The sequence below is a fragment of the Amycolatopsis sp. CA-230715 genome, from assembly GCF_018736145.1.
Classification (GTDB): Bacteria; Actinomycetota; Actinomycetes; order Mycobacteriales; family Pseudonocardiaceae; genus Amycolatopsis.
The window spans coordinates 6,815,891-6,829,298 of the sequence record NZ_CP059997.1; the positions used below are offsets into that span (position 1 = coordinate 6,815,891).

A 13,408-nucleotide genomic window follows, 5' to 3' on the forward strand; every position below is an offset into this window, starting at 1 on the left:
CCATCCCGAGGAGGGGACCCGGTGCGGTCCATCACGCTGCCCGGCCCGATCGCGCTCGTGCCGGCCAGGTCACTCGACGGCAAGCTCCGTCAGCTGAGGGAGGAATTCCCCGGTGTCCTGCCGAACGGGGTGACGCGAGTCGTCGACGACTTCAACGCGCACCCGCAGGGAGTCGCGGCCACCATCAGCGAGCCGCGGAACGGGGGCGACCGCAGCCTGGTCTTGTACACCGCCGCCTACGTCGTCTACCTGTACGCGAGCGGGCGAGGAGACGCCTACACGGTGGCTTCGATCAAACCCCTCCGGCTAGCCGATCACGACCGCCTGGCGAAGGGCTGCCTGCTTGTGCGCGCGCAGTGGCAGGCGGTGTTCGAACTTCGCCACGTTCCCGCCGGGTACCAGTCGCGGTGGGACCAGATCCAGCGCGGGTGGGCCGAGCTGACCCGGCAGCTCGGTGACGAGCGCGCCGTCCCCGAGCTGAGCCCCGCGCACGCCGAGTACCTCGACACGGTCGACCGGCTGATCGACGGTACGCAGGAGGTCGGCGCGAAGCGGGACGCCGACCTTCCGGCATATCCGTACCGCGAGGTGAAACCGGTTGCCGAGCGCCGGGTCAGTGCCTCGGCGATCTACGCCTTCGACATCGTGGGCGGCCAGCTTCCCGAGCGGAACCGGTACGTTCAGCTCCGCGGCGCGCCTGCCCAGCGCGGCCAGGTGTCCCGGGTCGAGGACGAACGGGTGTTCGTGCGGTTCGACCAGCCCGTCGACTGGGCACAGCTGCCCTCGGTAGGCGAATTGGAAGAGACCGTCAGTGACGTCGTGTTCGCCAAGCAACGCGCCGCGGTCGAGACCTTGCGCACGCGGCAGGCCCGCCACGAGTCGCTGCTGCCGGTGCTGGTGGAACATCGGGTCCATTCCTTCCCGGTCTCGTCCGAATCGCCGGCGGAGCGATTGGACGAGGACCAGCTCACCGCCTTCCGGAAGGCGCTCGGGGTGCGGGACATGTTGCTCGTGCTGGGGCCGCCCGGTACCGGCAAGACCCGCACCATCACCCAGATCGCCCGGTCGCTCGCGCTCGCATCGGACCGCGGGCCCGTGCTCGTGTCTTCGCACACGAACCGGGCCGTGGACAACGTGCTGGCCAAGTTGCCGAAGGAGGTCGTCCTCGTCCGCGTCGGCAACGAGGGCAAGATCGACCCGGAGGGACGGCCCTACCTGCTGGAGGTGCTGGCCGCGGACCTCCGTAGCGAAGTCGTCGGCAGCGTCACCGCGGCGCTCGGCGGTTATGCGAGCCTGCCGCTGGCACGTCAGTGGACTCATGAGCTGGGTCGCAGGATCGAGGCGTTCGCGATGGCGTGTGACGCGGCCGTGCGCGCTTGGAGCGAACTCGACCGGACCCGATGTCTCGTTGGCGGGCCTGTGCAAGAGCGAGTGGCGCACGCGCGGGCGGAGCTGGCGGCCCAGGAAGAACGATCGGCCCGGCACAACGGGAAACTCGCCCGCCTGGTCCGGCGTGACGAACGCGCCCGTGCACGCCGGTGGTGGCCGCCCTTCGCCTCGTTGGCACGGGTGACGGCTCGGGCGAGGGCGCGACGGATCGAGGCGGGACGGACGACCTCCGCGGAATGGGCGGAGGCCGTCGGCGGGCACCGAGCGGCCGTGGCAGAGGCGGAACGCGCGCTGGAAGCCGCGACGCGGGATACACCTCAGGTGCGGGCGGCCGCGCAGTCTCTCGACGAAGCGCGACGGCAGGCCGAAAACCACCGCGCGAATGTGGCCGACGCTCTGCGGGCAGTACACCTCGCGGTCACGCCGGTCGACGTCGTGCCGGGGATCCAGTGGCAGGAAGACCCGGTCTCCGTGGTGACCGCGTTGCGACGACTGCACGCGTGGCTGGGCCCGCGATTGGACCTTCTGGAGATCAGGGCCGGGGTTCTCGCGCAATGGCGTGAGGAGGTGTCCGGCGCCGTCGAGCAGCTCTATCCCGAGCTGATCCGGTACGCCGATGTCATCGGTGCGACGTCCACCGGCGTCGCGACGTCCAAACACCTCTCGGGAGTGGACTTCGATCTCGCGATCGTCGACGAGGCAGGGCAGATCGGGGTGCCCGGCTTGCTGGTGCCGCTCGTGCGGGCGAAGCGGGCCGTGCTGGTGGGCGACCATCGGCAGCTGCCCCCGATCGTCACGAGCGAGGTGGCCGGCTGGGCGCACGAGATCGGTAACTCCACAATGGACACATTGATCGAGAAGAGCGCGCTCGAGATCCTCGTCGGGGAGCTGCCGGACACCCACATCGTGCGCCTGACCGAGCAGCGGCGGATGCCGAAGGTCGTCGCGGACTTCATTTCGGACACGTTCTACGAAGGAACGTTGAAGACGATGGTCGACCGCTCGCACGATCCGTCGCTGTTCGCCAGTCCGCTCGCGTTCGTCGACACCTACCGGCTGCCCGAACACGAGCGTGCCGAATCCCCGTCGGGCGGCCTTTCCCGCAGCTGGGTCAACCATGCCGAAGCGCGCCTGCTGGTGCTGCTCGCGTCGTACTACCACCGGCGAGGGGTCGAGTGGGCGGCGATCGTTCCTTATGCGGCGCAGGCGAAAATGATCTCGGAGCAGCTCCGCGCCCACGTCCGCGACGCCGACACGATCGACGCGAACGTCGGCACCGTGGATTCCTTCCAAGGCGGGGAACGCGACGTGATCCTGTACGGGTTCACCCGGAGCAACAGTGAAGGCAGGGTCGGATTCCTCGAAGAACTGCGACGGGCGAACGTCGCCTTCACCAGGGTGAAGCGGCAGCTGGTACTGGTCGGCGACATGGGCACGCTGGCGCGAGCCGACGACGACGGGTTTCGTGAGTTGGCACGTTCGTTACGCGACCACGTGCTCGACACCGGTGACAAGCGGGAGTATGCGGAGATCATGGCTCTGCTGAAGGGAATGCCGGAATGAACGGCAGGAACAAGGTGATTCCGTACCCGCAGGAACGGGCGTTGGAGGACGCCATGTTCGGCAGGGGACTGGTGCCGACGCGGATCTTCCCGCTGTTGCTGCCGGTATGGGAGGTCGAGGTCAAGGCGACGGTCACCGACGGCAGGCCGTACCAGCTGATCGACCGCTACCTCGAACGCGGAATAGCCGAAGGCGGATTGGGGACCAGGGCGGAGCTGGCCGGATTCTTCGCGTTGGACGTCTCGCTCGTCGACAGAGCGGTGCGGGTCCTGGGCGCGATCGGACACCTCACGGAGCACGACGGTAGGCTGGCCCTGACCGAGCTCGGCCGCAGATCCCAGCGGGACCAGGTGTGCTACCTGATCGAGCGAGAAGACCGCCGCAAGCTGTACTTCGACGGTTTCCTGTCGCGTCCGCTGACCAGGCCCTACTACCAGGCCAGTGTCGTCACGCTCATGTCCCAGCCGGAAGCGCGCGCGGCGACCGTGGCCAACGCGTACCCGAGGTTCGGGATGCTGTGGACCGCGACCGGGTTCCGTCGGGAAGCGCTGACCGAGCTGGCGAACCAAAAAGATCGCGATCGTTACAATTTGCCGACACGAATTGAGAATCCGGAGAGCGTCGGCGAGCAGCTCGTCCATCTGCCGCTTTACGTCGTGCGCGCCACCGACCGGCAACGGCGTGTTCATCATCTCGCCTACAGCCAGGTCGGTGACACGGCCGATCCGGAACTGAGCGAGCTGTGCGAACTCAGCCCCGAGATCAACGGAGTGCTGAACAGCGAGGAAATCGCGGCAAAGCCGAATGTCCAGGAAACGCACGTTCACAACTGGCTGAAGGGCAAGAACCTCGGAGGCTTCCGCCCTGAACCGCTCGCGGACGGCGATTGGCGGATCACCTTGCCCGCGAACGCTTTCGACCCCGGTGGCCCGGTGCCGCCGAGCAAGCTCGGCTCGTACGTCGTGTTGAGCTCGTGCCTGCTGCGTGTCGATTGCGATGACGAGGAAACCAGGAAGCGGACGTTGCTCACGCGGGTGGAGAACTACCTGGCGGGTCGCTCCCGCGTCACGGCCGCCGATGTCGAGGCGCGCATCGATCGCGTCGCGCGCCAGCTGCGGCTCTCCGCGGACATGCGATCCGTGCGTGAAATGGCTTCCGGGGACGGGCGGAGCGGATTCGCGAGGCGGCTCTCGGGTCTGCTGGACGGGACACTGGAATAGAATACGATTCGCCCACTGGGCAATTGGTGGACAGAAGGTGGCGGCCTTGTACTGTCCATAGCGGACTTCGTGCACTGGGGCTACATTTCCAGTGTTATGATGAACCAGAACCAGGATTTCCCGATCCCGCCGTTGCGTCTCGTCGACCTGAAGCCGTACGTGTCCGTGGTTCTGCTGGAATGCACGGATGACGATCCCGCGCGAGCGTTCGAGACGCTGCGGCGGTTTCTACGCAGGAACGCCGGTGATCAGGGTCGCGCGGACCGGGTCCATGTCCGCGCCGAGATCGCATCGCGCGCGGAAGAGGTCGTCGACGGCGCCGGGCCGATAGGGGATTTCGGCGTCGACGAGGTCCACAGCATCGTTCGCGAGGTGCGGCGCGTGCCCGAATGGGTGGAGCGGGACGCTGGTTTCGTGGACGTGGTCCATCAGATGTCGGTCGCGGTCCGCCGGGACCGGCTCGTCGCGGTCTACTCGGGTTTCACCAGTGATGCGAAGTTCAGCAGGTGGATTCACCGGGAGGCAGCTCCGTACCGGTTCGTTTCCGCCGATCTGCTCGCCGGGGTGTTCCGGGGTGACGGCAGGATGCTGTGGGTGCGCGGAGTGCACCGCCGCCGCACCACCAAGTCGGACAGCAAGGCACTCGGGGGCTTGCGTCTCCAGGACGCGCTGGACGCCATCGAGGACAGCACGTACGCGATGACCGCGGCCAAGGTCGCCTACCTGCCCGGCGATCAGAACGCGGTGCTGCGCGACGTCGTCACGGTTTCCCCCGGGGCGTCCCGGATCTCGTGGAAGCGGACTTCGCATTTTCCGATGTTCGTGGCCGCGGTGGGCGAGGTACTGGACATCGTCGAAAAGGCGCTGGTCTCCGGTGAGGAGCCGGAGCCGCAGTTTGCCGAACTCGCGGTGCCCGAGTCCGATCTCGGGCGAGTGCGGGGTGCCTTCGAAGCGCTGGTGGCGGAACCGGATCGGGTGGGCGGAGAGCCCGAGAACGACGAGGAATCCAGTGCGCGCGCGGAATTCCTGCGTTCGGCCATTATCGCGGTGCACGGCGAGCCGACTTCTGCGAAGACCTACCTCGACGTCGGCCACGACGGCGCGGTAACCGGAACGTTGGTCGTCAAACCGGTCGAATCCGCTGGGAGAGTGTGCTTGGACGTGCGCTATCGCGGTACGCCCACCGCGGAGGCGTTCACCCGCGAAGTGAAGGAGGTGATCGCCGAGGGCGATCTGCTCACCGTGTACTACGAATCGGGGCACCTGTTCAACGGAAGCCAGGTGGTGCGGCAGAAACCGGTTTCGAAGCCGTTCCCCAATCTCGAATTCGAGGACTTCTCCGGCTACTCGGTCACGAAAGAAAAGCCCGCCCCGCGGAAGGGCGGGCACCTCCACGACGCCATTTCGCGGGACGGAGACGACTCGCTGTTCGCCTGGGTGGTGCAGCGCTTCGGCTCCGACTGGCTGCTTTGCGACGACGGCGCCGGTGAGGTCGCGGACTTCCTCCACCTGACCGACGACGGGACGCTGACCGCGATCCACGTGAAGGCGGCGGCGAACGCCAGCCCCGTCCGCCGGATCGCGGTCAAACCGTTCGAGGAACTGGTCAGCCAGGCCGAGAAGAACATCCGGTTGCTCAGCGCGGAGCGCCTGGAGGATCGGCTCGCCAGGCCGCGGGCGGTGCGGTCCGCGGCCTGGCACGCAGGCCTGCGGATCACGAGTGCCGAGTTCGCCCAGCAACTCCGTGCCAGGGTGGCAACCGACCGGACCAAGGTCATGATCGTCCAGCCGCACCTCGTGCGCGTCTCCTATGAGCAGGCGCGAGCCGCCGTGGCGGCCGGCCAGCAGACGAGGGACAGCCTCAGCCTCGCGCTCCTCGACAACCTCCTGCACAGCACCCGGCGAACCGTCACCGCGCTCTGGGACGACCTGACCGTCATCGGGTGCGCGTAACCGGACGCTCAGGACAGGGTGGGATTCCCCCATGCCAGCTCGGGAAGCCGACCGGAACGGAGTCCGCTGTTCGGCGGCTTCGAGTGGGTGGACGAGGTCGTGACACCAGGACGGGACGCCTCGAGTCGCAACATCAGCGCGCCGGTGACGTCGAGGTCGACCGCGTCCGGTTTTCGGAGTGCCGCAAGGTGCTCTGAACGCGGACGCCCGTCGAGGGACACCCGGAAACGCCCCACTTGGAACGGCTCGATGGCGTCGTCGAGGATCCCCACCACCGCGGTCAGCCGCCGGTAGGCGGCGCCGAGGTCGATCTCGACGAAGCTCACCGCTTCCACCATGCCGGTCGGGCGGACCAGGATGCTGTCCGCGTAGTGCACGCCGTCGATCCGGGCGGATCCCGGCCGGATCTGCGCGCTACTGGCCAGCCAGCGCAGGCCGGTGACGCGGGACGCCTGCTGGGACGTCGGCTCGTCCGGGTGCGCGGCTGGCCACGGGCCGCGTTCGGGCAGCGGATGCCGCCCGCGCCCGGTGATCGCGGCCATCAGCTCGGCCACTCCCGCTTCACTGAAGGTGTCCACGTGGAATCTCGTGGTGGAATGCGCGTTGAGAAAACGGGGGATGCCGTTGGCGTTCTGCCCGGGCAGAACGACGGGAAGGATCCGCTCGGTCGCGCCGCGCAGGTCCTTGGTCAGATCGTCGCGGAGCATCGCCGCCTCGAGGTGCGAACCGCGTCCTTCGAGCGGACCCGTGGACCCATCGGCGCGACGCCGGTACTCCGGGGAAGCGATGACCAGGACGAATTCCGCTTCGGTGAGATGTTCGATCGCCCACACGGACCAGTCGCGTCGTTTGTTCCGATACCACTGGTCGAGTTCCACGTCGAGTCCCATCCGGGTTCTCAGGAACCCGGCGAACCGGAGCACCAGTTCCTGGTGCTCCGGCGAATCGTCCGCGTAGGTGACGAACACGCGTGGCGCCTCGTGATCGGGCATCGGGGCTCCTTGGGGAAAGATCCGTGTCGAGATACGCATTGTCGGTGACAAACCGGTGCCGGACGAGCCCGGGCTGCGCGTTGACCGGTTTCTGTCCAGTTTCCCTGCCGTCAGCGTTTTTCCGCCCGAAACGCCTTCCGGTCCGGTCATGACGACGTGGCCAAGGAATGTCCAGTTTTTGTCAGCTTTCGTGTATGTTTTTGGCTCCTGGCGCCGACTTACCATCAACGCTCTTGACGACGGGCGCGAAGGGGCGATGGCACGCGTGTACGAGTATGACGTGTTCATCAGCTATCAACGTGAGAGCCCGTTCGTGCCACTCTGGGTGCGCACCCACTTCTACCCGTTGTTGCGGGATCTCCTCGACGAAAACCACCATCGCGAGGTGAAGGTCTTCTTCGACAAGAACCTTCGCGGTGGCGCGCGATGGCCGCACGAGCTGCGGGCCGCCCTGCGGCGCACGAAGATCCTGGTGCCGGTGTGCTCGCCCAAGTACTTCCACAACGAGTGGTGCCTCGCCGAGTGGCACTCCATGGCCCGTCGTGAGGAGCTGGTCAGCCGGGCCTCACCGGAAAGGCCGACGACCCTGATCTACCCAGTGATCTTCTGTGACTCGAGGAACTTTCCAGAATACGCGCACGAACGCCAGATGCAGGATCTCAAGGAATGGAATGCTCCCTACGAGCACTTCCAGGCGTCCCAGGCGTACCTGGATTTCCATCAAGAGGTGGCTCGGATCGCGGAAGAGCTGGGGGAGCTCATCGACGACGCGCCGGAGTGGCGGTCCGATTGGCCAGTGGAAACGCCTTTGCCCGAAGCCCCCGCGACGCCGCTCGTGCCGAGGTTCTGACGGATGCCGGGCACAGTCGTGACCTTCTACTCCTACAAGGGTGGCGTCGGCCGGAGCTTCGCATTGGCCAACATCGCGGTCCTGCTGGCGCGCTGGGGTCATCGCGTGCTGTGCGTGGACTGGGATCTGGAGGCGCCCGGCCTGCGTGACTACTTCCGGCCGATGCTGGCCGACGAGCCCGCGGGAGGGGTGGTGGACCTGGTCGCGGACTTCCTCCGCGGCCAGGTCCGACCCACCGCCCATGTCACCCGGCTGACCGGCGTCGGCACGCTCGACTTCATCGCGGCGGGAAGGGACGAGCCGGACTACGTCCGCAGGGTCCAGGGCATCGACTGGGAAGCCTTGTACGAGAACGGTTTCGGCCAGTACCTCGAACAGTGCCGCGAGCGGTGGACGGCCGACTACGACTACGTTCTCCTCGACAGCCGAACCGGAATCTCCGATATCGGTGGCATCTGCACGGCGCACCTCCCGGACAGCCTCGTCGTCCTGTACACGGCCAACACGCAGAGCGTGCGGGGTGCCGTCGAGATCGCCAAGCGCGCCAACGCGGCCCGCGACGGCTTGCCGTTCGACCGGCCGCAGCTCGCGGTGCTGCCGGTGTTGTCCCGGTTCGACACCCGCGAAGAGTACGACCGGTCCGAGAAGTGGCGGAGTGTTTGCGTCGAACAGACCGCGGGCTTGTTCCGCACCTGGCTCGACCACACCGTGCCGCCCGAGGTCATGTCACGTCACCTGACGCTGCCGTACGTGTCCTACTGGAGCTTCGGTGAGCAACTGCCGGTCCGGTCCGAGTCCAGTCCTGGCGCCGACCAGATCGGCTTCGCGCTGGAGACGGTCGCGGCGGTGGTGGCGCACCAGTTCGACCGCACGGACCTGCTGGCGGAGAACCGGGATGCCTACGTCGCCGCGGCGAGGACGGCCAACCGCGATTTCGCCTACGACCTCAGGGTCAGCACTCCGAGATCCACATTGGACTTCGCGGAATCGCTGATCGCCGATCTGGCGCAACGCGGTGTGCGGGTCGTCAAGTCGATGTCCGGTGACAGGTCGTTTCTCGACAAGGTGGAAGACGACGCCAGGCATTTGTGCCTCGTCGTCGACCGGAAGGTGAGCCGCTGGCAGTCCGCGGAGGTCGAGTTGTTCCTGCACCGGACGCTCGGCCAGGATCGCAGGGTCATCCCCGTGCTCACCGCGGATGCGGAGCCCAACGCGCTGCCCGGTTACGTGGGCAACCTGCGCTACCTGCGGCTCGGTCCGTCGCAGGGGCCGTCCGAGGTCGCGCTCGGACTGGTGGACCAGCTCAACGGCGACGTATCCCTCGTCGACGTCGGCGAGGTCGACCCGGTCGGTGTGCTGCGCCAAGCCATCAGCGCGTGGCTGCGCCCGCTGATGTGGGAACTCGTGGACGAGACCGTTCGCGAACTCGTCGTCGCGGTAGGCGCCGGTGACGCGGTGAGAACGCGCGAACTCACCGCCGACCTCGCAGTGGCGACCAGGCCCCGCGGTGACTCGATCGCGGACGGGCGGCGCACTCCCGTGCCTCTGGCCACCAAGGCGACGCTCGAACAGGTGAGGCAGGTGCTCGAGGTGCGGGCCAAGGGCCCGGACGGTAGTCGTCACGAATTCACCAGGTTTCCCCGCGAATAGGCCCATTTCAACGAATCCGGTGGTCGCGAGCGCGCGGTCACACAGCCCACGGTGTGGAAGGAACTCGGATGGCCGATCGATTGGGACACAAGCAGACCGCGGCGATGTTCACCCTGATGGTGCTCGACCGCGAAGTGTCCAATCCCGAGCTGGAAACCATCGTGGGCTTCACGCTCACCGGAAACGAGCGGACTGAGCTGAACGACCTCGGATACGTCGTCAGCACCAAACCAGGGCGCGCTTTCTGCCATCAGCTGACCGAAAGCGGGTGGGGGTGGTGCGAAGCCGAGTTGGGGGTGAAGACACCGCCACCGCACTCGCGAAGCAATCTGATCGGCGGATTGTACGTACTTCTTGGCGGCTTCGACGACTACTTGCGGCGGCAGAACCTGCGCCTCGCGGACCTGTTCGCGCGCACCGTCGAGCCGACCAAGGCCGACATCGAGAGCCGGATCCGCACGGCCTACCGCAAGCTCGCCAGGTCGCCTCGCGACTGGGTAGGACTGGTGGACCTTCGGCCGATGCTCGGCGGTGCTTCCGCGGACGCCGTGGACGCGTTGCTCAAAGAACTGAGCCGAGCCGGGAAGGTGCACCTGGTCCCGGAGTCCAACCGCAAGGTGCTCACTGCCGCTGACCACAAGGCAGCCATCCGCATCGGCGGTGAGGACAACCACCTGTTGTCGATCGAGGCGCCATGATGGAGCCGTTGGCCGCGTTGGCCGCGCTGCGCTTCGACTGGGCTGACACGCCGGACCATGTGTGGACGGACTCGCCGTACCACGTGGACGGGCTGCACGCGGAGGTGGTCGCGGCCATCGACGCGGGTTTGCGCAACGCCACCGCCAGCGATGGGCCCAGTCCGATCGGCGTGGTGCTGCAGGGCCAGAAGGGCGTCGGCAAGACCCATTTGCTCGGCCTCGTTCGGCAGCGTGCGCATCGTGCCCGCGGGTACTTCTTCCTCGATGATCTCACCGCGGGCGATGCGTTCTGGGAAAACACCGCTGAAGCCTTGCGTCAAGGACTTTCCCGGCCGGACGAGTCCGGTTTCTCCCAACTCGTGAGCTTCCTTCGTCGGGTTTGCCTGCGGGTCGGCGTCGATGCCGGGGCCACCAAGGCGATCCTTGGCGGACGTGGCCTCACCAGGACGCACGTCGAGACCTTCATCGACGGGCTACGTGCCCTTGACAGACAGGTCGCCGTCGAGTGCGCCGACACCGCGCGAGCACTGGTGCTATACGCGAGTGAGGAGACCGGGAAGAACTACATCGGCGAGGACTATCTTGGCGGATTCGAAGAATCGAAGTCGGGAGAACGGCGAAAGTGGGGAATTCGCCCACAGCCGAAGCCCGCGCACACACAGGTTCGGGACATCACGCGATTGTTGGCCCTGACGGGGCCGATCGTGATCGGCGTCGACCAACTCGACACGCTCATCGCACGTTCGACTCTGGGTACGCAAAGCGATGGGCGGGGCGTGGACGGTGATCTGCTGGTGGCTCAGATCGCCGACGGGTTGATGCGGTTGCGCGAAGTGACCCGCCGCACCGTGACCGCACTCGCCTGCCTGCCCGGCACCTGGACTCAGATCAGGGACAAGGCCGCCGACACGGTTCCCGATCGTTTCCGCGAATCGTTGATCCTCGGGCGAGTGACCGATGCCGCACTGGGCAAGGCGTTGGTGGAGAAGCGGCTTGGCGTCGCTTACGAAGCGATGGGTTTCGTGCCGCCGCACTCGACCTGGCCGGTCGCGCCGTCCGCGTTCGAGGGGGTGTGGGATGAGCTCACGCCGCGCCAGTTGCTGCAGCGCATCGGTGCCCACATCGACACGTGCTTGCGAACAGGTGAGGTTCGCGAGCTGACCACCTTCGGCGACCACACGCCCCACGTTCCCGAGCCGTCGCGTCCCGCTCCCAGGCCAAATCGCTTCGCCGAACTCGACACGTGGTTCGAAGAACTGCGGTCGGAAGCCGACGCGTCGATGCTGCTCGACCAGCGCGCGGAGGACGAAGTAATGCCCTCGCTGCTGTCCGCCGCGCTCAAAGGGTGGATCACCGAGGTCGGGGACGACAACATGGAATGGACTTGTGAAACCAGAACCGAGCGGAACGAGGTGCACGCCTGGCTGACTCGCACCGTTGACGAGGCGTCCGATCTCGAGGAGCACTGGGCGTTCAGGGCGATCGCCGCCCCGCATCACCTGGCTGTGCTGCACCGCTTCCGCAAAGCGAGGTCAGCCGCGGGACTGCGGCAGGGTGCCGACAATCGGCATCTGATCCTCCTCCGCAACGCGTCGTGGTCACCCGGACCGACGACCCAGGCGGAGCTCAAGGCGCTCGAAGCCGTCGGCGGTCAGCGGCTCAAGCTTTCCGAAGCCGATGTCAGGACCTTCTGGGCACTGGAAAAGATGTTCGTGCGGGGCGGCACCGAGCTGCACGAGTGGCTCGTCGAGCGGCGGCCCGCCGGACGGTCGCAGCTCTTGTCGGCAGTGCTGCCCGAGGTGCCGACGGGGCAGCGCGCGGAGGGGAGGCACCCACCACCCGCGGACGGGGAAATAACCCTCGGTGCCGTTGTGGGCACGGGAGAACCGGTGCGGGTCGAACTGGCGGCGCTGCGCAAGCACGCTGCGGTGTTCGCCGGTTCCGGATCGGGGAAAACGGTTCTGCTCCGGCGAATCGTGGAGGAGTGCGCCCTGCTGGGCGTGTCCGCGATCGTGCTGGACCCGAACAACGACCTGGCCCGTCTCGGGGACCCGTGGCCTGATCCACCCAAGGGGTGGGGACCCGATGACGCGCGGCTGGCCAAGCAGTACCTGGCCGAGACAGACGTCGTCGTCTGGACGCCGGGACGAGCCACCGGCAGGCCGCTCGCCTTCCAACCACTGCCGGACTTCGAGGGCGTCCTCGACGACGAAGACGAGTTCGCCGCCGCCGTGGAGGTGGCCGTGGCGACCTTGGCGCCGCAGGCCCGGCTCACCGGGAGCACCGTCAAGGCCAACATCGGGCTGGCGGTGCTGAGGCAGGCGGTCATCCACCACGCGCGCACTGGCTCGCGTAGCCTTCCCGAACTCATCGAGGTGCTTTCCGATCTGCCCGAGGGCGTGAGCAACCTCAACAACGGCAAGCGCATCGCGGGCGATCTCGCCGAGGTGCTGAAGGCCGCCATGGTCAACGACCCTTTGCTGGCAGGCGACGGCCACCCCGTGGACCCCGGCGCGCTCCTCACGCCGGAGACGGGAAAGCGCGCGAGGGTGTCCGTCATCAGCTTCATCGGTCTGCCCGCGGAGGAACAGCGGCAGAACTTCGTCAACCAGCTGCAGATGGAACTGTTCGCCTGGGTCAAACGTAACCCGGCAGGCGACCGCCCCCTCGGCGCTCTCTTCGTGATGGACGAAGCGCAGACCCTCGCCGCGTCGGGGACTTTGACCGCGAGCACCCGCAGTACCATCGTGCTCGCCTCGCAGGCCCGCAAGTACGGCCTTGGTCTGTTGTTCGCGACCCAGGCACCGAAGGGACTGCACAACCAGGTGGTCGGCAACGCGATGACCCAGTTCTTCGGCCGCCTCAACAGCCCGGCCCAGATCGCCGCGGCCAATGAGCTGGCCAGGGCGAAGGGCAGCACGGTCGACGACATTTCTCGGCTGGAGCGCGCCCAGTTCTATGTTGCGGGCGAGACCTTCGGCTTCCGCCATATCGCTACACCGATGTGCTTGAGCAACCATCCGGCCAGCCCGCTCCGCATTGAGGAGGTGATCGACCGCGCTCGAGGCCGCCGCCCTCGATGAGGACGACACC

At 67.0% G+C, this 13,408-nt stretch carries 8 protein-coding genes; 7 read left to right on the forward strand and 1 reads right to left on the reverse strand.

What is annotated here, in order from left to right:
- Positions 1-21 precede the first annotated feature (21 nt).
- The 3 genes from HUW46_RS32480 to HUW46_RS32490 all read left to right on the forward strand — a co-directional run bounded on the left by HUW46_RS32480 (position 22) and on the right by HUW46_RS32490 (position 6,125).
- A complete protein-coding gene (locus HUW46_RS32480; RefSeq protein ID WP_215542575.1) occupies positions 22-2,952 on the forward strand; it encodes a DEAD/DEAH box helicase in 2,931 nt (976 codons plus the stop codon).
- Entirely contained in the window at positions 2,949-4,172 is a 1,224-nt protein-coding gene (locus HUW46_RS32485; protein ID WP_215542576.1) for a hypothetical protein, read from the forward strand. Before HUW46_RS32480 ends, HUW46_RS32485 begins: the two co-directional genes overlap by 4 nt.
- A 69-nt stretch (positions 4,173-4,241) precedes the next feature.
- Complete coding sequence (locus tag HUW46_RS32490) at positions 4,242-6,125, forward strand: hypothetical protein (protein WP_215542577.1); 1,884 nt, start codon at positions 4,242-4,244, stop codon at positions 6,123-6,125.
- 8 nt (positions 6,126-6,133) lie between these two features.
- Here HUW46_RS32490 and HUW46_RS32495 read toward each other — a convergent pair whose 3' ends face one another.
- Entirely contained in the window at positions 6,134-7,117 is a 984-nt protein-coding gene (locus HUW46_RS32495) for an SEFIR domain-containing protein (RefSeq protein WP_215542578.1), read from the reverse strand.
- 55 nt (positions 7,118-7,172) lie between these two features.
- Here HUW46_RS32495 and HUW46_RS32500 point away from each other — a divergent pair, with 55 nt between their 5' ends.
- The 4 genes from HUW46_RS32500 to HUW46_RS32515 all read left to right on the forward strand — a co-directional run bounded on the left by HUW46_RS32500 (position 7,173) and on the right by HUW46_RS32515 (position 13,398).
- Complete coding sequence (locus HUW46_RS32500; RefSeq protein ID WP_254125103.1) at positions 7,173-7,967, forward strand: toll/interleukin-1 receptor domain-containing protein; 795 nt, start codon at positions 7,173-7,175, stop codon at positions 7,965-7,967.
- A gap of 3 nt (positions 7,968-7,970) precedes the next feature.
- Complete coding sequence (locus HUW46_RS32505; protein WP_215542579.1) at positions 7,971-9,617, forward strand: CATRA system-associated protein; 1,647 nt, start codon at positions 7,971-7,973, stop codon at positions 9,615-9,617.
- A gap of 68 nt (positions 9,618-9,685) precedes the next feature.
- Positions 9,686-10,315 carry a hypothetical protein gene (locus tag HUW46_RS32510; protein WP_215542580.1) on the forward strand — a complete coding sequence of 210 codons (630 nt, stop codon included), beginning with the start codon at positions 9,686-9,688 and terminating at the stop codon, positions 10,313-10,315.
- On the forward strand, positions 10,312-13,398 hold the full coding sequence (locus HUW46_RS32515) for a helicase HerA domain-containing protein (RefSeq protein WP_215542581.1): 3,087 nt from the start codon (positions 10,312-10,314) through the stop codon (positions 13,396-13,398). Before HUW46_RS32510 ends, HUW46_RS32515 begins: the two co-directional genes overlap by 4 nt.
- The last annotated feature ends 10 nt before the right edge of the window (positions 13,399-13,408 follow it).